This is a genomic window from Pseudomonas sp. H3_E07 (assembly GCF_054668895.1).
In genome coordinates, this window is sequence record NZ_CP162795.1 from 1,794,993 (window position 1) to 1,818,594 (window position 23,602).

Annotated in this window: 24 protein-coding genes; 8 read left to right on the forward strand and 16 right to left on the reverse strand. The window is 60.0% G+C overall.

The window, feature by feature from the left end:
* Positions 1–11: 11 nt before the first annotated feature.
* The 5 genes from rng to mreB all read right to left on the reverse strand — a co-directional run bounded on the left by rng (position 12) and on the right by mreB (position 4,954).
* Positions 12–1,469: a ribonuclease G gene (rng, locus tag AB4O08_RS08180; protein WP_010213134.1), complete on the reverse strand. Its 1,458-nt coding sequence runs from the start codon at positions 1,467–1,469 to the stop codon at positions 12–14.
* Between the two features lie 70 nt (positions 1,470–1,539).
* Complete coding sequence (locus AB4O08_RS08185) at positions 1,540–2,136, reverse strand: Maf family protein (protein WP_042571664.1); 597 nt, start codon at positions 2,134–2,136, stop codon at positions 1,540–1,542.
* Positions 2,137–2,187: 51 nt separating this feature from the next.
* Positions 2,188–2,676: a rod shape-determining protein MreD gene (gene mreD / locus AB4O08_RS08190; RefSeq protein WP_010213138.1), complete on the reverse strand. Its 489-nt coding sequence runs from the start codon at positions 2,674–2,676 to the stop codon at positions 2,188–2,190.
* Entirely contained in the window at positions 2,676–3,728 is a 1,053-nt protein-coding gene (mreC, locus tag AB4O08_RS08195) for a rod shape-determining protein MreC (RefSeq protein ID WP_370737436.1), read from the reverse strand. Before mreC ends, mreD begins: the two co-directional genes overlap by 1 nt.
* Before the next feature lie 188 nt (positions 3,729–3,916).
* On the reverse strand, positions 3,917–4,954 hold the full coding sequence (gene mreB, locus AB4O08_RS08200; RefSeq protein WP_002555108.1) for a rod shape-determining protein MreB: 1,038 nt from the start codon (positions 4,952–4,954) through the stop codon (positions 3,917–3,919).
* Positions 4,955–5,164: 210 nt separating this feature from the next.
* On the opposite strand from mreB, the gene gatC reads away from it, so the two are divergent.
* The 6 genes from gatC (at position 5,165) to AB4O08_RS08230 (ending at position 10,387) form a co-directional block, all read left to right on the forward strand.
* The gene (gene gatC, locus AB4O08_RS08205) at positions 5,165–5,452 is read left to right on the forward strand and encodes an Asp-tRNA(Asn)/Glu-tRNA(Gln) amidotransferase subunit GatC (protein ID WP_010213142.1); all 288 of its coding nucleotides are present in this window, start codon (positions 5,165–5,167) and stop codon (positions 5,450–5,452) included.
* A gap of 16 nt (positions 5,453–5,468) precedes the next feature.
* Positions 5,469–6,920, forward strand: coding sequence for an Asp-tRNA(Asn)/Glu-tRNA(Gln) amidotransferase subunit GatA (gatA, locus tag AB4O08_RS08210; protein ID WP_460114796.1), 1,452 nt, complete (start codon positions 5,469–5,471; stop codon positions 6,918–6,920).
* Positions 6,921–6,930: 10 nt separating this feature from the next.
* Positions 6,931–8,376 carry an Asp-tRNA(Asn)/Glu-tRNA(Gln) amidotransferase subunit GatB gene (gatB, locus tag AB4O08_RS08215; RefSeq protein WP_010213144.1) on the forward strand — a complete coding sequence of 482 codons (1,446 nt, stop codon included), beginning with the start codon at positions 6,931–6,933 and terminating at the stop codon, positions 8,374–8,376.
* 157 nt (positions 8,377–8,533) lie between these two features.
* Entirely contained in the window at positions 8,534–8,905 is a 372-nt protein-coding gene (locus tag AB4O08_RS08220) for a septal ring lytic transglycosylase RlpA family protein (RefSeq protein ID WP_176332062.1), read from the forward strand.
* Between the two features lie 58 nt (positions 8,906–8,963).
* Positions 8,964–10,010 (forward strand): calcium/sodium antiporter, encoded by a 1,047-nt coding sequence (locus AB4O08_RS08225; protein WP_010213148.1) that lies wholly within the window; start codon positions 8,964–8,966, stop codon positions 10,008–10,010.
* Positions 10,007–10,387 (forward strand): carboxymuconolactone decarboxylase family protein, encoded by a 381-nt coding sequence (locus AB4O08_RS08230; RefSeq protein ID WP_010213149.1) that lies wholly within the window; start codon positions 10,007–10,009, stop codon positions 10,385–10,387. The genes AB4O08_RS08225 and AB4O08_RS08230 overlap by 4 nt, the downstream gene beginning before the upstream one ends.
* Here AB4O08_RS08230 and AB4O08_RS08235 read toward each other — a convergent pair.
* The 5 genes from AB4O08_RS08235 to kdgD form a co-directional block, all read right to left on the reverse strand.
* Positions 10,384–11,325: an AEC family transporter gene (locus AB4O08_RS08235; RefSeq protein WP_010213150.1), complete on the reverse strand. Its 942-nt coding sequence runs from the start codon at positions 11,323–11,325 to the stop codon at positions 10,384–10,386. The two genes, AB4O08_RS08230 and AB4O08_RS08235, sit on opposite strands and share 4 nt — an antisense overlap.
* A 189-nt stretch (positions 11,326–11,514) precedes the next feature.
* A complete protein-coding gene (gene garD / locus AB4O08_RS08240; RefSeq protein WP_010213151.1) occupies positions 11,515–13,068 on the reverse strand; it encodes a galactarate dehydratase in 1,554 nt (517 codons plus the stop codon).
* Between the two features lie 11 nt (positions 13,069–13,079).
* Positions 13,080–14,444 (reverse strand): MFS transporter, encoded by a 1,365-nt coding sequence (locus AB4O08_RS08245; protein ID WP_010213152.1) that lies wholly within the window; start codon positions 14,442–14,444, stop codon positions 13,080–13,082.
* 99 nt (positions 14,445–14,543) lie between these two features.
* Positions 14,544–15,989 (reverse strand): aldehyde dehydrogenase family protein, encoded by a 1,446-nt coding sequence (locus AB4O08_RS08250; RefSeq protein WP_010213153.1) that lies wholly within the window; start codon positions 15,987–15,989, stop codon positions 14,544–14,546.
* Positions 15,990–16,043: 54 nt separating this feature from the next.
* Positions 16,044–16,955, reverse strand: coding sequence for a 5-dehydro-4-deoxyglucarate dehydratase (gene kdgD, locus AB4O08_RS08255; protein ID WP_010213155.1), 912 nt, complete (start codon positions 16,953–16,955; stop codon positions 16,044–16,046).
* Positions 16,956–17,189: 234 nt separating this feature from the next.
* On the opposite strand from kdgD, the gene AB4O08_RS08260 reads away from it, so the two are divergent.
* Positions 17,190–18,347, forward strand: coding sequence for a phosphatidylcholine-hydrolyzing phospholipase (locus tag AB4O08_RS08260; protein ID WP_045791315.1), 1,158 nt, complete (start codon positions 17,190–17,192; stop codon positions 18,345–18,347).
* A gap of 152 nt (positions 18,348–18,499) precedes the next feature.
* Positions 18,500–18,685: a hypothetical protein gene (locus AB4O08_RS08265; RefSeq protein WP_010213158.1), complete on the forward strand. Its 186-nt coding sequence runs from the start codon at positions 18,500–18,502 to the stop codon at positions 18,683–18,685.
* A gap of 10 nt (positions 18,686–18,695) precedes the next feature.
* Here the strand turns inward: AB4O08_RS08265 and AB4O08_RS08270 are convergent, their stop codons facing one another.
* The 6 genes from AB4O08_RS08270 to petA all read right to left on the reverse strand — a co-directional run bounded on the left by AB4O08_RS08270 (position 18,696) and on the right by petA (position 23,387).
* Complete coding sequence (locus AB4O08_RS08270) at positions 18,696–19,445, reverse strand: FadR/GntR family transcriptional regulator (protein WP_010213160.1); 750 nt, start codon at positions 19,443–19,445, stop codon at positions 18,696–18,698.
* Between the two features lie 158 nt (positions 19,446–19,603).
* A complete protein-coding gene (locus tag AB4O08_RS08275; RefSeq protein ID WP_021491891.1) occupies positions 19,604–20,023 on the reverse strand; it encodes a ClpXP protease specificity-enhancing factor in 420 nt (139 codons plus the stop codon).
* Between the two features lie 17 nt (positions 20,024–20,040).
* Positions 20,041–20,658, reverse strand: coding sequence for a glutathione S-transferase N-terminal domain-containing protein (locus AB4O08_RS08280; RefSeq protein WP_010213164.1), 618 nt, complete (start codon positions 20,656–20,658; stop codon positions 20,041–20,043).
* Between the two features lie 145 nt (positions 20,659–20,803).
* Positions 20,804–21,583 carry a cytochrome c1 gene (locus AB4O08_RS08285; protein ID WP_010213166.1) on the reverse strand — a complete coding sequence of 260 codons (780 nt, stop codon included), beginning with the start codon at positions 21,581–21,583 and terminating at the stop codon, positions 20,804–20,806.
* The gene (locus AB4O08_RS08290) at positions 21,583–22,794 is read right to left on the reverse strand and encodes a cytochrome b (protein WP_003171746.1); all 1,212 of its coding nucleotides are present in this window, start codon (positions 22,792–22,794) and stop codon (positions 21,583–21,585) included. The genes AB4O08_RS08285 and AB4O08_RS08290 overlap by 1 nt, the downstream gene beginning before the upstream one ends.
* Positions 22,794–23,387 (reverse strand): ubiquinol-cytochrome c reductase iron-sulfur subunit, encoded by a 594-nt coding sequence (gene petA, locus AB4O08_RS08295; protein ID WP_010213167.1) that lies wholly within the window; start codon positions 23,385–23,387, stop codon positions 22,794–22,796. The genes AB4O08_RS08290 and petA overlap by 1 nt, the downstream gene beginning before the upstream one ends.
* Positions 23,388–23,602 lie beyond the last annotated feature (215 nt).

Consider the following 23,602-nt stretch of genomic DNA (forward strand, 5'->3'; position numbering starts at 1 on the left):
GCGAATGGGGATCAGAGCAGCACCACGTCGTATTGTTCCTGGGAATACATGGTTTCGACCTGGAAGCGTATCGTGCGCCCGATAAACCCTTCCAGCTCAGCAACGTTACCGGACTCTTCATCCAGCAACCGGTCGACCACTTTCTGGTTGGCGAGCACTCTGTAACCTTCGGCCTGGTAGGCTCGCGCTTCTCGCAGGATTTCGCGGAAAATCTCGTAGCAAACGGTTTCCGGCGTCTTCAATTTACCGCGCCCCTGGCAACTGCTGCACGGCTCGCACAATACCTGCTCCAGACTTTCGCGGGTGCGCTTGCGCGTCATCTGCACCAGGCCCAGCTCGGTGATGCCGATAATGTTGGTCTTGGCGTGATCGCGCTCCAGCTGTTTCTCCAGGGTACGCAGCACTTGGCGCTGGTGCTCTTCATCTTCCATGTCGATGAAGTCGATGATGATGATGCCGCCGAGGTTGCGCAGGCGCAGTTGGCGCGCGATCGCGGTGGCGGCTTCGAGGTTGGTCTTGAAGATGGTTTCTTCGAGGTTGCGATGGCCCACGAACGCGCCGGTGTTGACGTCGATAGTGGTCATGGCTTCCGCCGGGTCCACCACCAGGTAGCCTCCGGACTTGAGTGGCACCTTGCGTTCCAGGGCTTTCTGGATTTCGTCTTCGACGCCATACAGGTCGAAGATCGGTCGCTCGCCGGGGTAGTGTTCCAGGCGGTCGGCAATTTCCGGCATCAGCTCGGCCACAAATTGCGTGGTGCGCTGGAATGTTTCCCGCGAGTCGATGCGAATTTTCTCAATCTTCGGGCTGACCAGGTCGCGCAGCGTACGCAGGGCCAGGCCGAGGTCTTCGTAGATCACACTGGGTGCGCCGATGGTCTTGATCTGTGCGCCGATCTGGTCCCATAACCGCCGTAGATAACGGATATCCATGAGGATCTCATCGGCACCCGCACCTTCAGCGGCGGTGCGCAGGATGAAACCGCCCGCTTCCTTGATGCCTTCGGCAGCCACGCAGTCGCTGACCACCTTTTTGAGACGCTCGCGCTCGGCTTCGTCTTCGATCTTCAGGGAAATACCGACATGCGCGGTGCGCGGCATGTACACCAGGTAACGCGACGGAATCGACAGCTGAGTGGTCAGGCGCGCGCCTTTGGAGCCGATGGGGTCCTTGGTGACTTGCACCACCAGGCTCTGCCCTTCGTGCACCAAGGCGCTGATGCTTTCTACCGCCGGCCCTTCGCGCAGGGAAATTTCCGAAGCATGGATAAACGCGGCTCGGTCCAGGCCGATGTCGACGAACGCCGCCTGCATTCCCGGCAATACCCGCACGACCTTGCCTTTGTAGATATTGCCGACGATCCCGCGTTTCTGGGTGCGCTCAACGTGCACTTCTTGCAGAACACCGTTCTCTACCACCGCCACGCGCGATTCCATCGGCGTGATATTGATCAGAATCTCTTCACTCATGGCTGGGTCTCGTTCAGGCGTTTTCACAATAGTGACCGGTCGCTTAAGGCTGGGCGCTGGAATACGGCGTTCAGCGCGCGGTAAGGTTTTGCCAACAGGGTATGCCGAATTGGGCGAGCAGTTGTGCGGTTTCGCACACCGGCAGGCCTACCACAGCGGAATAACTGCCATTGAGTCCGGCGACAAATACTGAGCCCAACCCTTGAATAGCATAGCCGCCCGCCTTGTCCTGGGGTTCGCCACTCTGCCAGTAGGTGGTCGCTTCCTCGACGGAAATCCCGCGAAACCGTACACGACTGCTTACACAAACAGTCTCGCAACGCTGGCCATCGGTGAGGGCAATAGCGGTCAGCACGTCATGTTCACGCCCCGCCAGCGCCATCAGCATTGCCAGGGCATCGGCCTGATCCACGGGCTTACCGAGTATCTGGTCATCGACGATTACGGCGGTATCGGCACCCAGCACACACACGTCGTCAGTGCTTTCGAGCACAGCAAAACCCGCCGCCGCCTTGCCGCGCGCAAGGCGCTCGACGTAGGAAACGGCGGATTCGTTTGTAAGAGGAGTTTCATCGATAGCGGCGCTGACCACGGTGAAAGGCACACCGATCTGGACCAGCAGTTCACGCCGCCTCGGGGAGCCCGAGGCCAGGTAAAGCGAATTCATTGCAGACTCTCCCTGTAGGGTTCGATAACCAGGCAGAGCCTCGCAATCCATTCAATTGATTTTATAGCGACGACGCAACCCACGCAGACCGAAGCTGATCCATGGCCAGAGCAAGGCACTGACCAGCGCCGGCAATACCAGCGCCAGGGTTGGCTGGCGGTTGCCGGTCAAGGCGCTCAGCCACAGCTGAACCAGCTGCGCCAGGCCGAAGATCACCAGGATCACCAGGCACTGCTGCCACATCGGGAACATGCGCAGGCGTTGCTGCAACGACAACACCAGGAAGGTGATCAGGGTTAGGATCAACGCGTTCTGACCCAGCAAGGTGCCATAGAGCACATCTTCCGCCAAGCCCAGGAACATCGCCGTGACCATGCCGACTTTATGCGGCAGGTTCAGCGACCAGAAGGCCAGCAGCAGTGCCAGCCAGAGCGGGCGCAGGATTTCCATGAATTGCGGCAATGGCGAAACGCTAAGCAGCATACCGATAGCAAAGGTCAGCCAGACGATCCAGCCGTTGCGCGAATGAGTATTGGCCATTATTCCTCCCTCTGCCGCGTGGTTGCCGGGGCAGTTGCCGGAGGCTTGGCAGCCGGTGTCGCGGCTGCGGGTTTAGTCACTGCCGGCTTGGCTGGAGGCGTGCTATGGGCTGCCGGCTTGACCGGGGTGGCGACGGGCGCTGCCGGAGCCGCCGTCGGTGCGGGTGGCCCCACGAATGCCGGCTTGGGCACCGTCGCCGGAACGATCGCAGCTGTACCGTTTTGCTTGTCTTCCGCTTCCTGGGCCTGCGCAGCGTCGTTGGCGCGCTCTTCCGGCGTACGGTTATCGCTGAACACCAGCAGCAGGTAACGGCTGCGGTTCAGGGCGGCAGTCGGCACGGCACGCACAATGGCGAACGGCTGACCGGAATCGTGGATTACTTCCTTGACCGTCGCCACCGGGTAACCCGCCGGGAAACGCTGGCCCAGGCCGGAGCTGACCAGCAGATCGCCTTCCTTGATGTCAGCGGTGTCAGCCACATGGCGCAATTCCAGACGCTCCGGATTACCGGTGCCGCTGGCAATCGCGCGCAGGCCATTGCGGTTGACCTGCACCGGAATGCTGTGGGTAGTGTCCGTCAGCAGCAATACCCGCGAGGTGTAGGGCATCAGCTCAACCACCTGGCCCATCAGGCCACGGGCGTCGAGCACGGGCTGGCCGAGGACCACACCGTCGCGCTCACCCTTGTTGATGATGATGCGATGGGTGAAGGGGTTGGGGTCCATGCCGATCAACTCAGCCACTTCGACCTTTTCGTTGACCAGTGCGGAGGAATTGAGCAACTCGCGCAGCCGAACGTTCTGCTCGGTGAGGGCCGCGAGCTTCTGCATGCGCCCCTGCAACAGCAGGTTTTCGGTCTTGAGTTTTTCGTTCTCGGCGACCAGCTCGGTGCGGCTGCCGAATTGGCTGGCCACGCCCTGGTACAGACGTTGCGGCAGGTCGGTGATCCAGTAAGTCTGCATCAACACCAGCGACATCTGGCTGCGCACGGGTTTGAGCAGTGCAAAGCGGGCATCGACCACCATCAGCGCGACCGAAAGCACGACCAGCACCAACAGGCGCACGCCCAATGAGGGGCCTTTGGCGAAAAGCGGTTTAATAAGCCGCTCCTCCCAGGCAAATGTTCTCTTTATTCATACGGCATCTAACCGGCCTGGATGCAGATTGAAGAAGATAAACGCCAACAGGCAGCACTGCAAAGTGCTGCCTGCGGGCGAAACATGGGCTGACCAGCAATGACTTATTCGCTGGAGAGCAGGTCCATGGTGTGTTTATCCATCATTTCCAGTGCACGACCACCGCCACGGGCAACGCAAGTCAGCGGGTCTTCGGCGACGATCACCGGCAGCCCAGTCTCTTGGGCCAGCAGCTTGTCGAGGTCGCGCAGCAAGGCGCCACCACCGGTCAGTACCAGGCCACGCTCGGCGATGTCGGAAGCCAGTTCCGGCGGCGATTGCTCCAGGGCGCTTTTCACCGCCTGAACGATGGTGGCCAGGGACTCTTGCAGAGCTTCCAGCACTTCATTGGAGTTCAGGGTGAAGGCACGTGGAACGCCTTCGGCCAGGTTGCGACCGCGCACATCGACTTCGCGCACTTCGCCGCCTGGGTAGGCGGTGCCGATTTCCTGCTTGATGCGCTCAGCGGTGGATTCACCGATCAGGCTGCCGTAGTTACGACGTACATAAGTGATGATCGCTTCGTCGAAGCGGTCGCCGCCTACGCGTACGGATTCGGCATACACCACACCATTCAGGGAGATCAGGGCGATTTCAGTGGTACCACCACCGATATCCACCACCATCGAACCGCGGGCTTCTTCAACCGGCAGGCCGGCACCGATCGCAGCAGCCATTGGCTCTTCGATCAGGAACACTTCACGGGCACCGGCGCCAAGGGCCGATTCACGGATGGCACGACGCTCAACCTGGGTGGACTTGCATGGAACGCAGATCAGCACACGAGGGCTGGGCTGCAGGAAACTGTTTTCGTGAACCTTGTTGATGAAGTACTGCAGCATCTTCTCGCAGACACTGAAGTCGGCGATCACGCCGTCTTTCATCGGACGAATGGCAGCAATATTGCCTGGTGTACGGCCGAGCATGCGCTTGGCCTCGGTGCCGACGGCAACGACACTTTTCTGATTACCATGGGTCCGAATGGCCACAACCGATGGCTCATTCAGGACGATACCGCGCTCGCGCACGTAAATAAGGGTGTTGGCAGTGCCCAGGTCAATGGAAAGATCGCTGGAAAACATGCCACGCAGTTTCTTGAACATGGGAAAGGGACCCTAGGCAACGCGTGGGTAAAAAAGTGCGGCAAACTCTAACAACGACAGGGATTTTGGGCAAGGCGCCAATGTGCTAAATTGGCCGACTTTCTGTGCACCTAACCCCACAATCGCGGCCGTAAGACCGTAGAAATGCGGTAGTGTTCCGACAATCTAACACACGGACAGCCTCCGTTCTGTTTTCCACTGGAGATTCCCATGACGCTTGAACGCTCCGACGTGGAAAAAATCGCGCACCTGGCCTCGCTTGGCCTCAATGATGCCGATCTTCCACAGACCACCGCAGCCCTGAACAGCATTCTCGGGCTGGTCGACCAAATGCAGGCCGTAAATACCGACGGTATCGAGCCCCTGGCTCACCCGCTGGAAGCCAGCCAGCGCCTGCGCGCAGACGTCGTGACCGAGAGTAATAATCGCGAGGCCTACCAGTCCATCGCGCCAGCGGTCGAAAACGGCCTGTATCTGGTTCCGAAAGTCATCGACTAAAGGGAAAGAGCCTGCAATGCATCATATGACTCTGGCCGAGATCGCCCGCGGTCTCGCCGACAAAACGTTTTCTTCCGAAGAGCTGACCAAGACCCTGCTGGCGCGCATCGCCGAGCACGATCCCAAGGTCAACAGCTTCATCAGCCTCACCGAAGAGCTGGCCTTGAGCCAGGCCAAGGCCGCCGACGCACGTCGCGCCAACGGTGAAAATGGCGCACTGCTTGGCGCACCGATCGCCCACAAGGACCTGTTCTGCACCCAGGGCATCCGCACCAGCTGCGGCTCGAAGATGCTCGACAACTTCAAGGCTCCCTACGACGCCACTGTGGTGTCCAAGCTGGCTGCCGCCGGGGCCGTGACCCTGGGCAAGACCAACATGGACGAATTCGCCATGGGTTCGGCCAACGAGTCGAGCTACTACGGCGCGGTGAAAAACCCGTGGAACCTGGACCACGTGCCTGGCGGTTCGTCGGGTGGTTCGGCGGCCGCAGTTGCTGCGCGCTTCCTGCCCGCCGCCACGGCCACCGATACCGGCGGTTCGATCCGCCAGCCAGCGGCCTTTACCAACCTCACCGGCCTGAAGCCGACCTACGGTCGCGTTTCCCGTTGGGGCATGATCGCCTACGCCTCCAGCCTCGATCAGGGTGGCCCTCTGGCGCGCACCGCTGAAGACTGCGCAATTTTGTTACAAGGCATGGCAGGCTTCGATAAACAGGACTCCACCAGCATCGACGAGCGCGTGCCGGACTTCAGCGCCAGCCTGAACACGTCGCTCAAGGGCCTGCGTATCGGTGTGCCGAAGGAATACTTCAGCGCCGGTCTCGACCCGCGCATTGCTGAGCTGGTGCACAACAGCGTGAAGACGCTGGAAAGCCTGGGTGCCGTCATCAAGGAAATCAGCCTGCCGAACAACCAGCACGCAATTCCTGCGTACTACGTGATCGCGCCAGCAGAAGCCTCTTCCAACCTGTCCCGCTTCGACGGCGTGCGTTTCGGCTATCGCTGCGAAAACCCGAAAGACCTCACCGACCTTTATAAGCGCTCCCGTGGCGAAGGTTTCGGTGCCGAAGTGCAACGCCGGATTATGGTCGGTGCCTACGCCCTGTCGGCCGGTTACTACGACGCGTACTACCTCAAGGCGCAGAAAATCCGTCGCCTGATCAAGAACGACTTCATGGCAGCCTTTGAAGAAGTCGACGTGATCCTCGGCCCAACCACGCCAAACCCGGCCTGGAAGATCGGCGCCAAGACCGGCGACCCGATCGCCGAGTACCTGGAAGACCTGTACACCATCACCGCCAACCTCGCGGGCCTGCCGGGCTTGTCCATGCCTGCCGGTTTCGTCGATGGCCTGCCGGTCGGCGTGCAATTGCTCGCCCCGTATTTCCAGGAAGGCCGCCTGCTCAATGTGGCGCACCAGTACCAGTTGAACACCGACTGGCACACTCGCACCCCTACCGGCTTCTGAGGAGAACACTATGCAATGGGAAGTTGTGATCGGGCTGGAGATTCATACCCAGCTCGCCACCCAATCGAAGATTTTCTCCGGTAGCGCCACCACGTTCGGCTCCGAGCCCAACACCCAGGCCAGCCTGGTCGACCTGGGCATGCCCGGCGTACTGCCGGTGCTGAACCAGGAAGCGGTACGCATGGCGGTGATGTTCGGCCTGGCAATTGACGCCGAGATCGGCCAGCACAACGTGTTCGCGCGTAAGAACTACTTCTACCCGGACCTGCCCAAAGGCTACCAGATCAGCCAGATGGAACTGCCGATCGTCGGCAAGGGCCACCTGGACATTCCTCTGGAAGACGGCACCATCAAGCGCGTCGGCGTAACCCGCGCGCACTTGGAAGAAGACGCCGGTAAAAGCCTGCACGAAGAATTCCCGGGCGCCACCGGTATCGACCTGAACCGTGCCGGCACGCCGCTGCTGGAAATCGTGTCCGAGCCGGACATGCGCAGTGCCAAGGAAGCCGTAGCCTACGTCAAGACCATCCACGCGCTGGTGCGCTACCTGGGCATCTGCGACGGCAACATGGCTGAAGGTTCGCTGCGTTGCGACTGCAACGTGTCGATCCGTCCAAAGGGCCAGGTCGAGTTCGGCACTCGCTGCGAGATCAAGAACGTCAACTCGTTCCGCTTCATCGAGAAAGCGATCAACAGCGAAGTGCGTCGCCAGATCGAGCTGATCGAAGACGGTGGCAAGGTCATCCAGCAAACCCGCCTGTACGACCCGAACAAAGATGAAACCCGCGCCATGCGCAGCAAAGAGGAAGCCAACGACTACCGTTACTTCCCCGATCCGGACCTGTTGCCGGTGGTGCTTGAGGACTCGTTCCTCAACGACATCCGGGCCACCCTGCCGGAATTGCCGCAGCAGAAACGCGAGCGCTTCCAGGCGCAGTTCGGCCTGTCGGTCTACGACGCCAGCGTGCTGGCTTCCAGCCGTGAGCAAGCCAACTACTTTGAAAAAGTCGTGAGCATTGCCGGTGACGCCAAGCTGGCGGCCAACTGGGTGATGGTTGAACTGGGCAGCCTGTTGAACAAGCAGGGCCTGGAAATCGACGAAGCCCCGGTCTCTGCCGAGCAATTGGGCGGCATGCTGCTGCGCATCAAGGACAACACCATCTCCGGCAAAATCGCCAAGACCGTGTTTGAAGCGATGGCCAGCGGTGAAGGCAGCGCCGATGAAATCATCGAGAAACGCGGTCTCAAGCAAGTCACCGACAGCGGCGCGATCTCGGCCGTGCTGGATGAAATGCTCGCAGCCAACGCCGAGCAGGTCGAACAGTACCGTGCGGCGGACGAAGCCAAGCGCGGCAAGATGTTCGGCTTCTTTGTCGGCCAGGCGATGAAAGCCTCCAAAGGCAAGGCCAACCCGCAACAGGTGAACGAACTGCTGAAAAGCAAGCTCGAAGGCTGATAGCGATGGACAGTCCGGGCGGAAATTTCACTTCCCACCCGGATACCCTGTGGGAGCTGGCTTGCCTGCGATTGCATCCCCTCGATGTTCTTGAGACACCGAGTTATCTGCATCGCAGGCAAGCCAGCTCCCACATTTGTTATGGGGCATCTTGAACATGAAGCGTCTACTCGGCCTCCTGGCCTTGTTCTCCCTACTGGCCGGTTGCGCCAGCGGCATCATCAACCCCAACGGCTACGACGAAACCGGCACCGCCTCCTATTACGGCACCAAGCACCATGGCAATAAGACAGCCAGCGGTGAACCTTTCAATCAGAACGCCCTGACCGCCGCCCACCGGCGATTGCCGTTCGGCACCCAGGTCAAGGTCACCAATCTCGACAACGACAAATCCGTGGTTGTCCGCATCAATGATCGCGGCCCGCATACCCGTGGGCGCTTGATTGATCTTTCGCGCAAGGCTGCCCAGCAACTGGGTATGATCAGCAGCGGCACCGCGCGTGTGCGCGTGCAAGCCCTGAGCAACTGAATACGGAGCCCTGACCATTTTCGGATTAACCGCCCTCTCGCCCTGGAGCCTGCTGGAATTGGTCAGCGGCCTGGTCCTGCTGATCATCGGCGCCGAAATCCTGGTGCGCGCCGCCGTGCGCCTGGCCGCGAGCCTCAAGGTGCGGCCGCTGATCATCGGCCTGACGATCGTGGCCTTCGGCAGCAGCGCACCGCAGATGACCGTCAGCCTGCAAGCCACGCTGGCCGGCAACACCGATATCGCGGTGGGCAGCGTGATCGGCAGCAGTATCTTCAACATTCTGGTCACCCTGGGCCTGTCGGCGCTGATCATTCCGCTGCGGGTCTCGCGCCAGCTGGTGCGCCTGGATATTCCGGTAATGATCCTGGCCGGGCTGCTGGTGTTCACCCTCGCCGCCAATGAAGCACTCACGCCACTCGACGGCCTGGTGCTGCTCGTTGCCCTGGTCGCCTACCTCGGTGTGCTGCACTACCAGACCCGTCATTCCCGCCGCCCGCGCACGCTGGACACCGTGGCCCGCGCGCCCTGGCTGAGCAGCGTGCTGCTGATGCTTGGCGGGCTGCTGATTCTGGTGCTGGCCGGCCATTTGCTGTTGGGCGCAGCCGTCGATGTGGCGGGCGACTTGGGCTTGTCGGAACGTGTGATCGGCCTGACCTTGATCGGCGTCGGCACCTCGCTGCCATGCCTGGCGACCTCGCTGATTGCCGCCCTGCGTGGCGAACGGGAAATCGCCGTGGGCAACGTGATTGGCAGCAACCTGTTCAACCTGCTGGGCGTATTGGGCCTGACCGCCCTGCTCGCGCCCTCGCCGCTGTCGGTATCGCCCAATGCCCTGGATTTCGACCTGCCGGTGATGCTCGGCGTGGTGGTGCTGTGCCTGCCGGTGTTTTACACCGGCTACCGCGTGACCCGCGCCGAAGGCCTGGTGCTGCTGGGCCTGTACCTGGCGTACGGCCTGCATGTGATGGCCTTTACCACCGGCATGCCCCTGGCCAGCAAGCTTGAACAACTGATGCTGTATTACGTCCTGCCAGTGCTGGTGGCTTTTCTGTTGTTCAGCACGCTGCGAGCCTGGCGCCGCCAACACAAGAGGGAGCCGCAATGACCGATCAGAAAAAGCCCGGGGTTGAGATGCGTCGCCAGGTCATGGGCGATGTGTTCGTCGACCGCGCCTTGGGCAACGCCACCGAGTTCACCCAGCCGCTGCAGGACTTCGTCAATGAACATGCCTGGGGCAGCGTGTGGAACCGCGAAGGTCTACCGCTGAAGACCCGCAGCCTGATCACCCTCGCAGCCCTCACCGCGCTCAAGTGCCCGCAGGAACTCAAGGGCCATGTGCGCGGTGCGCTGAACAATGGCTGTACCGTGGAAGAGATCCGCGAGGCACTGCTGCATTGCGCGGTGTATGCCGGTGTGCCGGCGGCGATTGATGCGTTTCGTGCGGCGCAGGAAGTGATCGAAACCTATCAGAAAGAGGGCTAGATCCAGCCGCCCGCCTGCAACACAAAGATTCCGATATTGGTGGTCACCGCCGCCATCAAGGTGGTGATCACGATAATCGCTGCCGCCAGCTCATGATTACCCTCGGCTGCCCTGGCCATCACAAAACTGGCGGCTGCGGTCGGCGCACCGAAGTACAGGAACAGAATCCCCAGCTCCGCCCCCCGGAAACCCAACAGCCAGGCGCCCAGCGTCGCGACAACCGGCAAACCGATCATCTTCACCAGGCTGGCGCTCAGGGCCATGCTCCCGCTTTTGCGCAGGGCCGCCAGCGACAGGGTGCCACCGATACAGATCAGCGCCAGCGGCAAGGTCATGTCCGCAAGGTACTGGCCCGAAGACTCCAGCCAACCCGGCAAGCCAATCTGGAACACCGCGAACGGCGTGGCTGCGATCACACTGATGATCAGCGGGTTGGCCACCACGCTCTTGCAGATGCTCCACGGATCGGACTTGATCACCGGGCTGTACACCGCCAGCACGATGGTCGACAGGGTGTTGTAGAACAGGATCACCAGTGCCGCGAGAATCGCGCCGAGGGAGATGCCGTAGTCGCCGTACATGCTGGCAGCCAGCGCCAGACCGATCACGCCGTTATTGCCGCGAAACGCACCCTGGGTATAGATGCCGCGGTCTTCACGCGGGCACCGAAAGATCGCCCAACCCCAGGCCAGCGCGAAGCTGAGCAAGGTGGCGACGGCAAAATAGATCAGCAAGCCCGGCTTGAGCGCCGAGTGCAGGTCGGCATGCAGGATGCCGAGGAACAGCAGCGCCGGCATGGTGACGTTGAATACCAGGGACGAGGCCGTGTGGATAAAGTTGTCGTTGATCCAATTGACGCGCTTGAGCAGCACACCGAGGAACAGCATGGCAAACACCGGCGCGGTGATGGTGAGGGTGGTGAGGAAAATTGCCAGCATGCCGGAAAAGCCTTGGTGAGCGTCGGTAGGTGGCTAATGATAAGCCATGCAGCCCTGCGGCGTCTGGTAGGACGCCTTAGCGAGCAAGTCGAATCGTCGCACCGCGGCTCCCACCCTTGACCGAGTTCCAGCATGAGAATGCGGTCAAGTGTGGGAGCGGGTTTACTCGCGAAGGCAGGCGACCCGGTCTCAGGTAATGGGCGCAGGGTTGAACAAGGTGATGTCGTTATGCAGTTTGTGATGCTCCGCCCACGTCTGCTTCCTGCCGCTGGCCACATCCAGGTAGAAATGGAACAACTCCCAACCCAGCTCCTCGATGGTCGCGCGCCCGGTGGCAATGCGCCCGGCGTCGATATCGATCAGGTCCGGCCACCGCTGCGCCAACTCCGTACGGGTCGAGACCTTGACCACCGGCGCCATTGCCAATCCGTAAGGTGTGCCACGCCCGGTGGTGAACACGTGCAAGTTCATCCCCGCCGCCAATTGCAAGGTGCCGCACACAAAGTCACTGGCCGGTGTTGCGCAAAAGATCAGGCCCTTGCCCTTGAAACGCTCGCCTGGGCCCAGCACGCCGTTGATCGCGCTGCTGCCGGATTTGACGATGGAGCCCAGGGACTTCTCGACGATGTTCGACAACCCGCCCTTCTTGTTGCCCGGCGTGGTGTTGGCGCTGCGGTCCGCCTCGCCCTTGGCCAGGTAACGGTCGTACCAATCCATTTCCCGGACGAGTTCCTGGGCGACTTGCGTGTTTTCGGCGCGAGACGTCAGCAGGTAAATGGCATCGCGCACTTCGGTGACTTCGGAAAACATCACCGTCGCCCCGGCCCGTAGCAGCAAGTCCGAGGCATAGCCCAGCGCCGGGTTGGCGGTGATGCCGGAAAACGCATCACTGCCGCCACACTGCATGCCCAGAATCAACTCGGACGCCGGCACGGTTTCGCGGCGGCGCTGGTCGAGTTTCTTCAAGCGCGTCTCGGCCAGTGCCATGATCTGCTCGATCATTTCGGTAAAACCGTGGCTGGAATCCTGCAACCGGTACAGCCAGGGCTCGCTCAGGTCGACCGAGCTGTCGTTGTCGTGCATCACCTGCCCGGCCTGCAATTTCTCGCAGCCCAGGCTGATGACCAGGGCTTCACCGCCCAGGTTCGGGTTGCGCGCCAGGTTGCGCACGGTACGGATCGGAATGTAGGCATCCGTTGCAGTGATCGCCACGCCGCAGCCGTAGCTGTGGGTCAGCGCCACCACGTCGTCGACGTGCGGGTACTTGGGCAGCAATTCGTCCTTGATACGCTTGACCGCATGGTCCAGCACACCGGTGACGCACTGCACCGTGGTGGTGATGCCGAGGATATTGCGCGTGCCCACAGTGCCATCCGCGTTACGGTAGCCCTCGAAGGTAAACCCTTCCAGCGGTGCCTGGGCCTCAGGCACCTCGGTGGACAGCGGCAAGCTGTCCAACGGCGGCGCGGTAGGCATGCGCAGCTGATCCTCCTGCACCCAACTGCCGCGCGGAATCGGCGCCAGGGCGTAACCGATGGTCTGGCCGTAGCGAATAATCTGACCGCCCTCGGGGATATCTTCCAGGGTCACCTTGTGGCTCTGGGGGATGAAGTCCACGGTCACCAGGCCGTCCGGGAACTCGGTCCCGGCCGGTACGCCCTGGTCATTGACCACAATCACCACGTTGTCGCGTTCGTGCAAACGAATCGAGCGCGGCGAGTCGGCATGTTCAATCAACTGCATCACACGGCCCCTCAGGAATGCGCTTCGGTTAGGCGGGTCAACTCAGGCCCCTGGGTAGGCGGCTCTTTGAGTACTACACGCTTGATCGGGCCAACGATGACCAGGTAGCTGAACACCGCCACCAGCGCGTTGGCGCCGACAAACACCAAGGCCCATTTGAAAGAACCGGTGGTGCTGATGATGTAGCCGATCACAATCGGCGTGGTAATCGACGCAAGGTTACCGAAGGTGTTGAACAAACCACCACTGAGACCGGCGATTTGTTTCGGCGAGGTGTCGGACACCACCGCCCAACCCAGTGCGCCAACGCCTTTGCCGAAGAAGGCCAAGGCCATGAAGCCCACCACCATCCATTCGATATCCACATAGTTGCAGGCCACGATGCTGCTGGAGATCAGCAGGCCACCAATGATCGGCGCCTTGCGGGCGAAGGTCAGGGAGTGGCCTTTGCGCAGCAGGTAGTCGGAAATCACCCCGCCGAGCACGCCGCCGATAAACCCGCAGATCGCCGGCAACGAGGCGATGAAACCGGCCTTGAGGATCGTCATGCCACGGTCCTGCACCAGGTACACCGGGAACCACGTAAGGAAGAAGTAGGTGATGCCGTTGATGCAGTACTGGCCCAGGTACACGCCGAGCATCATGCGGTTGGTCAACAGTTGGCGGATGTAGTCCCACTTCGGACCGTCGGTTTTCTTACCCTTGCCTTTGTCCTGATCCATATCGACCATCGCACCATTGGCGGCGATATGGTTGAACTCGGCTTCGTTGATCATCGGATGCTGGCGCGGGCTGTGGATAACTTTCAACCAGATCAGCGAGAAAATGATGCCGATCACGCCCATCACGATAAACACGTGCTGCCAGCCGAAGCTGTAGACGATCCACCCCATCAGCGGCGCAAACAGCACCGTGGCGAAGTATTGCGCAGAGTTAAAGATCGCTGAAGCCGTACCGCGTTCTGCCGTAGGAAACCACGCCGCCACAATACGGGCATTTCCGGGAAACGACGGCGCTTCGGCCAAGCCCACCATGAAGCGCAGCATGAACAGCGCAACCACGGCGGTGGAGACACCAAACTCACCGACATAGCCTTGCAGCACGGTGAACAGAGACCAGGTGAAGATGCTCAGGGCATAGACTTTTTTCGAGCCGAACCGGTCCAGCAGCCAGCCACCGGGAATTTGCCCGGCCACGTAGGCCCAACCGAATGCGGAGAAGATGTAACCGAGCGTGACCGCGTCGATGCCGAGGTCTTTTTGCAGGCTGGAGCCTGCGATGGCGATAGTGGCCCGGTCGGCATAGTTGATCGTGGTCACCAGGAACAGCATGAGCAGGATCAAATAGCGGACATGGGTCGGCTTGGTCGCTTGCATGAAGAAGTACTCCCACTAATTATTTTTTTTGCGGGTAATGGTTTTCTGTTTTTGCCGTGGGGAGCCGACAGGCATCCGGCCCCCACTGGGTGTTGCGTATTACGAACCGATGTAGCTGGTTTTCACCACGGTGTAGAACTCTTGCGCATAGCGACCTTGCTCCCGCGAGCCATAGGACGAGCCTTTACGGCCGCCGAAGGGAACGTGGTAATCCACACCTGCCGTCGGCAGATTGACCATCACCATCCCGGCCTGGGAATGACGCTTGAAGTGGTTGGCGTACTTGAGCGATGTGGTGGCAATGCCCGCCGACAGCCCGAACTCGGTGTCATTGGCCATGGCCAGCGCTGCTTCGTAGTCCGCTACGCGCACGACGTTGGCGACCGGGCCGAAGATCTCTTCACGGCTGATACGCATGGCGGCTTCGCTGTCGGCAAACAGCGTCGGTGCCAGGTAGTAACCTTCGGTATCGCAGGTCACCAGGCCACCACCGCTGACCAGCCGCGCACCTTCGCTTTGGCCGATGTCGATGTATTTGAGGTCCTGGTCCAACTGGGCCTGGGAAACCACCGGGCCAATGTCGGTGCCGCTTTTCAGCGCGTGGCCGACCTTGATCGACTTCATGCGCTCAGCCATGGCCGCGACGAACTGGTCGTGGATACCGGCGGTGACGATCAGGCGACTGGACGCTGTGCAACGCTGGCCGGTGGAGTAGAACGCGCTCTGTACGGACAGCTCGACGGCCTGCTTGAGGTCGGCGTCGTCGAGGATGATCTGCGGGTTCTTGCCGCCCATTTCCAACTGAACTTTGGCCTGGCGCGACACACAACTGACGGCGATCTGACGACCAACACCGACAGAACCGGTGAAGCTGATGCCATCGACTTTCGGGCTATTGACCAGCACGTCGCCGACCACGCGACCGCTGCCCATCACCAGATTGAACACACCGGCGGGGAAACCGGCGCGGGAAATGATCTCTGCCAGGGCCCAGGCGCAACCCGGTACCAGCTCGGCGGGCTTGATCACCACGCAGTTGCCGTAGGCCAGGGCCGGGGCAATTTTCCAGGCGGGGATGGCGATCGGGAAGTTCCACGGCGTGATCAGGCCGACCACCCCCAAGGCTTCGCGAGTGACTTCTACATTGACGCCCGGGCGAACCGACGGCACGTAGTCGCCGGACAGCCGCAGGCATTCACCGGCGAAGAACTTGAAAATATTGCCGGCGCGGGTCACTTCGCCGATGGCTTCGGGCAGGGTCTTGCCCTCTTCACGGGCCAACAGGGTGCCGAGCTCTTCGCGGCGCGCGAGGATTTCACTGCCGACTTTATCCAGAGCGTCATGGCGCGCCTGGATCCCGGAAGTGGACCAGGCCGGGAATGCCGCGCGGGCCGCATCGATGGCGGCGTTGACCTGGGTAACATCCGCCTTGGCGTATTCACCAATGACATCGGACAACTCCGACGGGTTGAGGTTGACGCAATAGTCAGCGCCGGCCACCCACTGGCCATTGATGTAGTTGTCAAAACGTTGGGCTTGGGACACGAATCTTCTCCTGACGCAAAAGGCCGCTGATTGCTCAGCGGCCTTGTAGATGAGTTATTGCGCGCCTTGCTTGTCGATCAGCGCGGCCAGGGCTTCATATTCTTCCGGCAACAGGTCGGTCAGCGGCGTGCGTACCGGACCTGCGTCGTAGCCGACGATTTTTGCACCCGCCTTGACGATGCTGACGGCATACCCGGCCTTGCGGTTACGGATGTCCAGGTATGGCAGGAAGAAGTCGTCGATGATCTTGGAAACGGTGGCGTGATCGTCCTTGGCAATCGCGTGGTAGAAGTCCATCGCGGTTTTCGGGATGAAGTTGAACACCGCCGAGGAGTACACCGGAACTCCCAGGGCCTTGTAGGCAGCGGCGTAAACCTCTGCAGTCGGCAGGCCGCCGAGGTAGCTGAAACGATCACCGAGGCGGCGACGTATCGACACCATCAACTCGATATCACCCAGGCCATCCTTGTAGCCGATCAGGTTTGGGCAGCGCTCGGCCAGGCGTTCCAGCAGCGGAGCGGTCAGGCGGCAGACGTTACGGTTGTAGACCACCACACCGATCTTGACCGACTTGCACACGGCCTCAACGTGGGCCGCAACGCCATCCTGGCTGGCTTCGGTGAGGTAGTGCGGCAGCAGCAGCAGACCTTTGGCGCCGAGGCGTTCGGCTTCCTGAGCGTACTCGATGGCCTGGCGTGTCGAACCGCCCACACCGGCGAGGATCGGCACACTGGTCGCGCAGGTATCCACTGCGGTTTTCACCACCTGGGAATATTCGCTGGCCGCGAGGGAAAAGAACTCACCGGTACCGCCAGCAGCGAACAAAGCCGTGGCGCCGTAAGGGGCCAGCCATTCAAGGCGCTTGATGTAGCCCGCCTGGTGGAAATCACCCTGGGCGTTGAAATCGGTCACCGGGAAAGACAGCAGACCGTGGGAAAGGATGGACTTCAGTTCTTGTGGATTCATTATTCGAACACCCTGGGCGAAGACTTTCTATCGAAAGGTTGTTGTTGGTTTTGGTGATGTCGTACGTCATCGTACAACTATAAAACAATTCGTCAACTGCAATTCATCAGACTTCGTTCTGAGAGCGTTGAATGCGCGCCTTCTTGACGTAGGATTTTTTTACTCTATGCTCGATTTAGCTGTATATACATACAGCTATCACGGAAGATTCCTACGACATAGCAAGGAGCTAACATGTCAGGTCTTGAACTCGCCGCACCCGAAAAGAACCCACCCACATTGCGCTTCGAAGGCGGTGAACACACTGCCATCGGCGATGACACCCTGTTGCGCTTCGTCAAGGATGCCCCGGCGATTCCCGCACGCCAGGTCGAGCTGCACCTGCCCAATGGGCTGGCGCTGACCTATGGCCAAGTGATCGCCCTCGGGGGCGACTTCTATGGCGTCCCCGGCCAACCGATCAGCGATGGCGCCTCCCCCGTCGAGCGCGTCCAACGCTTTACCGCAGCCTTCAATACGCTCGCCGTGCTGCCCGCCTCGCGGGAAGAAGCGCACAAGATCCTTGCGGTGATGCAAAAGGAGATCAATGCGGTCAAGCAGGCGATCAAGGACGGCAAACAAGCCCATGAAGCCTACGACGCGCTGGGTGATACGTTGTCCGAGGAATGGAACCGCATCACGGGCGGCGGCAGCGCAGTTTCGGCGTTGATTCCGTTGGGACGTTACCTGAAACTGGCGGCGGACAATGCCGACCACTTCGGCGAATGGGCGCTGTCGGCCTATCTGGCGGGGCACACGGCGGCGCTGCAACAAGCCGTCGTGGCGCACCAGACCGGCACCGACCCAGCGCTGGAACTGGCGTATGCCATGAACAGTTTTGCTGATCACTTTTTGACCGACCTGTTCTCCGCTGGCCATCTGCGAGTACCACGCAAACAACTCGCCGCCGTGGTCACTCCCGGTGAACTGGGTTCGCTGATCAGCCGCTTCATGCACGACGAAGACAGCAAATTCGGACTCAAGGTGCGTAACGCCATGGGCGATCAGTGGCACGCGTATGGAGACAAACGCTACTTCGACGCCATCGATGCGGACAATCGGGTGCAGGTCAAACGTGCGGTGCAGGCTTCGGCGGATGAAATTTTCGAAACCTTCATCAGCGGTATCGCGCCCTCTCCGGCCAACTTCAAGGCGCCGCTGTATGTGCCAGACCTGAATGCGGCGCAGAACCCGGCGAACAACTTCTCGCCGCTGTTCAAAATGGAGGGGGACAAGGTGCTGCGTCGTAAGGAGGTGAATGACTTGAACGACAAGCACTGGACGAACGATTGGTGGGGGTGGAGTACGTATTTGTTGTTGAAGGACTACAAGCCAAATACGCCGCGGCCTTGAGCCGGGGTCCGCTCCAGGCGTGCCTGATACCGCTCGTCAGAACTGTGAATTCTGACAGTATCAGCACATTTCCACCCCTCCTAACGTGATGAGGCCCGCACATGATGTGCGGGCCTTCACCTAACTTTCTTCCTGCTCAATGAGGCTTAATCATGGCTAACAACATTCAGGTTAAATTCAAAGGCAAAAAAAACAGCACTTCGAACGTCAAAATTGAGGAACTGCCCAATAAAGGCGATTACCTCAATATGGACGGTCAGGTATTGGAGGTTACCAAGAAGACGTTCCATTACGACGCCAATGGCAGCGTGACCGAAATCGAGTTCGACCTGGCCTGAGAACGCCAGCTTAACCCCGCTGCGCCTCCGCCTCTTCATGGGCATGGCGCAGCCGCTCCCGGCTATTGGTCAAATGCAACCGCATCGCCGCCCGCGCCGCGTCCGAATCCTGACGCGCGATCGCTTCATAAATCTCTTCATGCTCACGACTCAAACGCCCCATGTAGTGCTGCTGGTCATCATGGGCCAGGCGCGCCGAATTCAGGCGCGTACGCGGAATGATGCTGGTGCCCAGGTGGGTCATGATGTCGGTGAAGTAGCGGTTGCCGGTGGACAGTGCAATTTCCAGGTGGAATGCAAAATCGGACGCCACCGCATCGCCGGCGTGAGCCGCGCTTTCATTCAAGGCATCAAGCGCCGCGCGCATGGCGGCCAGTTGTTCGTCGCTGCGACGTAACGCGGCCAAGCCTGCGGATTCCACCTCCAGGCTGATCCGCAGCTCCAGGATCGCCAGCACATCCCGCAGGGTCACTACCGTGGCCGGGTCGATGCGGAAACCGCTCGGGCTGGGCGTATCCAGTACAAAGGTGCCGATACCATGACGGGTTTCGACCTGCCCCGCCGCCTGCAAGCGCGAGATGGCTTCACGCACCACCGTGCGGCTGACCCCATGGGCGTCCATGATCGCCGACTCGGTGGGCAATTTGTCGCCCCGCTTGAGCTGGCCGTCGCGGATCTGCTCGGACAACACCGTGACCAATTCCTGGGCAAGGCTGCGGCGCTTGCGGGGAAGACGAGGGGCGATGTTGGCGTTTTCCATGATGAATCATCTTTCTCGGTGAGCTTGAGCACGCATCATAGCCCATGGTGGTTGTACGATCACCGTCCAGGCGCGACTTTCATCCCTATCCTTCGCGCAAAAAAATGCCCCGACACACGTCGAGGCATTTTCTCAGTGCTCCCCTGAGGGAACGCCCGTTATTTCACCACTTTCAAGCTCGGCCGGCCACTAGGGCGCGGTGGCTCGGAATCCGGTGGCGGCAAGTCATCGCCGCCTTCGTTTTCGATCGCTTCGTCATCCTCGAAAGGCGACTCCAGATCGAACACCATGCCTTGGCCGTTCTCCCGGGCATAGATGCCGAGGATGGCGCCAATCGGCACGAACAGCGTATGCGGCACGCCGCCGAAACGCCCTTCGAAGCTCACGGCTTCGTTGTCCATGTGCAGGTGGCGCACGGCACTCGGCGATACGTTCAGCACAATCTGCCCATCACTGGCAAAACCCTCCGGTACCTGAACCGCAGGAAATTCGGAATTGACCAGCATGTGCGGGGTGCAATCGTTGTCCACAATCCACTCATAGAGCGCGCGGACCAGGTAGGGTCGACTGGAGTTCATCAGCGGCTCCTTAAGCCTTAGCGCATATCGCGTTCGACACCAGACAGACTCGCCTGGAAAGCCTCACGCGCAAACTGGCGCTCCATGTAATCAAGCAGCGGCTTGGCAGGCCGCGGCAGTTCAATACCAAGTATCGGCAAACGCCAGAGTATCGGTAATAGGCAGCAATCCACCAAGCTTTGTTCCTCACTGAGGAAAAAAGGTTTATCGGCGAACAGCGGCGAAACGCCGGTCAGGCTTTCGCGCAATTCCTTACGCGCCTGTACACGTGCCGCCTCTTTGCTGCGGGTATCCAGAATCACATCCACCAGACCACACCAGTCACGCTGGATCCGATGGATCAGCAGCCGGCTGTTGGCACGCGCCACCGGGTACACCGGCAGCAAAGGCGGATGCGGGTAACGCTCATCCAGGTATTCCATCACGACGGTCGACTCCCACAACGCCAAGTCACGATCGACCAGGGTGGGCAAGCTGCCGTAAGGGTTCACTTCGATCAGTTTTGGCGGCTGACGGCCCGCCTCCACACTGATGATCTCGGCGCTGACACCCTTCTCTGCGAGCACGATGCGCACTCGGTGGGAATAGTGGTCGGCGGGGTCGGAGTAACAGGCCAACCGATTGGTCACGCCCATGGCGGTCCTCCTCGCTTGTTGAAATTATCGAAAGCTCAAAAACGAGCGCGCCCAGAGAGCATCTCTGTAACGTCCGGTTCAACCGATCGCTACGTCAGAGATGCCGCTGGGCGCGCAAGATTAACAGCAATTGCTTACAGTTGGATCAATGCACATCCTTCCAGTATTCGCGTTTGAGCAGATAGGCGAATACGAAGAAGAAGGCCAGGTACAGCAACACATACGTACCGATGCGCTGATGCTCCAGTTTGACCGGATTGGCCGAGTAGGCCAGGAAGGTCACGAGGTTCTTGACCTTCTCGTCGAACTGCTCGTCTGTCAACGAACCTGGGGTTTCTATCTTCAGTTGATCGCACGCTTCATGAGTCAAAGGTGTGCCGGTCAACGGATCGTATTGCTTCTTGCCGTCTTCAACGACCTGGATCTGCTTGCATCCTACCACTTGCTTGCCTTGCAGGCCGACCAGAACGTTAGGCATGCCGACGTTCGGGAACACACGGTTGTTCACGCCATACGGACGTGCCGGGTCTTCGTAGAAGGATTTCAGGTAGCCGTAGAGCCAGTCGGTACCCCGCACACGGGCTACCAGGGTCAAGTCAGGCGGCGCTGCGCCGAACCAGGTCTTGGCGTCTGCAGGCTTCATGCCGATGGTCATGTGGTCGCCGATCTTGGCGCCCGTGAACACCAGCTTTTCCAGCATCATTTCATGGGGGATGCCAAGGTCATCGGCAACACGCTCGTAACGCTGGAACTTGGCGCTGTGGCAGCCCATGCAATAGTTGGCGAACGTGCGCGCGCCATCCTGCATGGCAGCCTTGTCAGACACGTCAATATCGACTTTTTCCAGCTCCGGTCCGCCATGCTCGGCAGCGAAGGACAGTAGCGGCAGTGCCGCAAGCATCAATGCAACGAATAACTTTTTCATCAGCCAGTCACCCTTTCCGGAACCGGTTTGGTCTTCTCGAGCCGGGTATAGAACGGCATCAGAATGAAGTAGGCGAAGTACAGGAAGGTGCAGACCTGCGACAGCAGCGTACGCTCTGGAGTCGGCGCCAAGACACCGAGTACACCCAGGATCACGAACGCAATGCAGAACACCCACAGCCAGATCTTGCTTAGCCAGCCCTTGTAGCGCATGGATTTGACCGGGCTGCGGTCAAGCCAAGGCAACACGAACAGCACCGCAATGGCCGCGCCCATGGCAATCACGCCCATGAGCTTGTCGGGGATCGCCCGCAAGATCGCGTAGAACGGTGTGAAGTACCAGACGGGGGCAATGTGCTCAGGTGTCTTGAAGGCGTTGGCCTGTTCGAAGTTAGGTTTCTCCAGGAAATAACCGCCCATCTCCGGGAAAAAGAACACGATCGAGCAGAACACGAACAGGAACACCACCACGCCGACAATGTCTTTCACGGTGTAGTAAGGGTGGAACGGAATGCCATCCAGCGGGATGCCGTTTTCGTCCTTGTGCTTCTTGATGTCCACGCCATCCGGGTTGTTGGAACCCACCTCGTGCAGCGCCAGGATGTGCAGTACCACCAGGCCCAGGATCACGATCGGCAAGGCCACCACGTGCAGGGCAAAGAAGCGGTTCAGGGTGATGCCCGAGATCAGGTAGTCACCCCGGATCCACTGGGTCAGGTCGTTGCCGATCACCGGGATCGCACCGAACAGCGAGATGATCACCTGGGCGCCCCAGTACGACATCTGGCCCCAGGGCAGCAGGTAGCCCATGAAGGCTTCGGCCATCAGCGCCAGGTAGATCAGCATGCCGAACACCCACACCAGCTCGCGGGGCTTCTGGTACGAGCCATAGAGCAGGCCGCGGAACATGTGCAGGTAGACGACGATAAAGAACGCCGACGCGCCCGTGGAGTGCAGCAGACGCAGGATCGAGCCGTACTCGACGTCACGCATGATGTACTCGACCGAAGCAAACGCCTCTTCCGCCGACGGGGTGTAGCTCATCGTCAGCCAGACGCCGGTGACGATCTGGTTGACCAGCACCAGCAGTGCCAGGGAGCCGAAGAAGTAGAAGAAGTTGAAGTTTTTTGGCGCGTAATATTTGCTGAGATGGTCTTCCCACATTTTAGTGGCGGGGAAGCGCGCATCCACCCAATCCATGAACTTGCTCATCACGCGTTCTCCTTATCGAGGCCAATGACAATGAGGTCGTCAGTTTCGTAGGTGTGCGGAGGAACCGGCAGGTTCAAGGGAGCAGGCTGGGATTTGTAGACGCGGCCAGCGAGGTCGTAGTGGGAGCCGTGGCAGGGGCAGAAATAACCGCCGACCCAATCCTTGCCCAGGTCGACAGGGGCCACTTCCGGGCGGAAGGTAGGCGAGCAACCCAGGTGGGTACAGAGACCGACCAGTAGCAGGATCTCCGGCTTGATCGAACGCACTTCATTCTTGGCGTAGGCGGGTTGGTCGGACTTCTCGGATTGAGGGTCAGACAACTGGCCTTCGATCTTTTTGAGATTCCCCAGGATTTCCTCGGTACGACGAACAATGAAGACCGGCTGGCCGCGCCATTCAGCAATCATCTGCTGCCCTGGCTCGATCTTGCTGATATTCACCTTCACCGGTGCACCTGCGGCTTTCGCCTTGGCACTGGGAAACCATGACCCCACGAACGGGACCGCAGCCCCCACCGCTCCTGCAGCACCCACCACGGATGTGGCTGCTACCAAGAAGCGACGCCGGCCTGCATTCACGCCGTCATTGCTCATTCAGTCCTCTCCCATCAGCTTTTTGGCCTGTTAAATCAGGCGTCTACTAAGTGTTGAATCTTTACTTATAAAAATTTTGACGGATGGTAATGAAAAGCCCCACGTATGACAAGGGAATTGCCGGGAGCTCAGCCTCCAGGCCTTGTAGTATAGGGGGTCTACGGATGTGGCAAGTTGTCACGCACAAATTTATGCATAAATCGCAGGCAATAAAA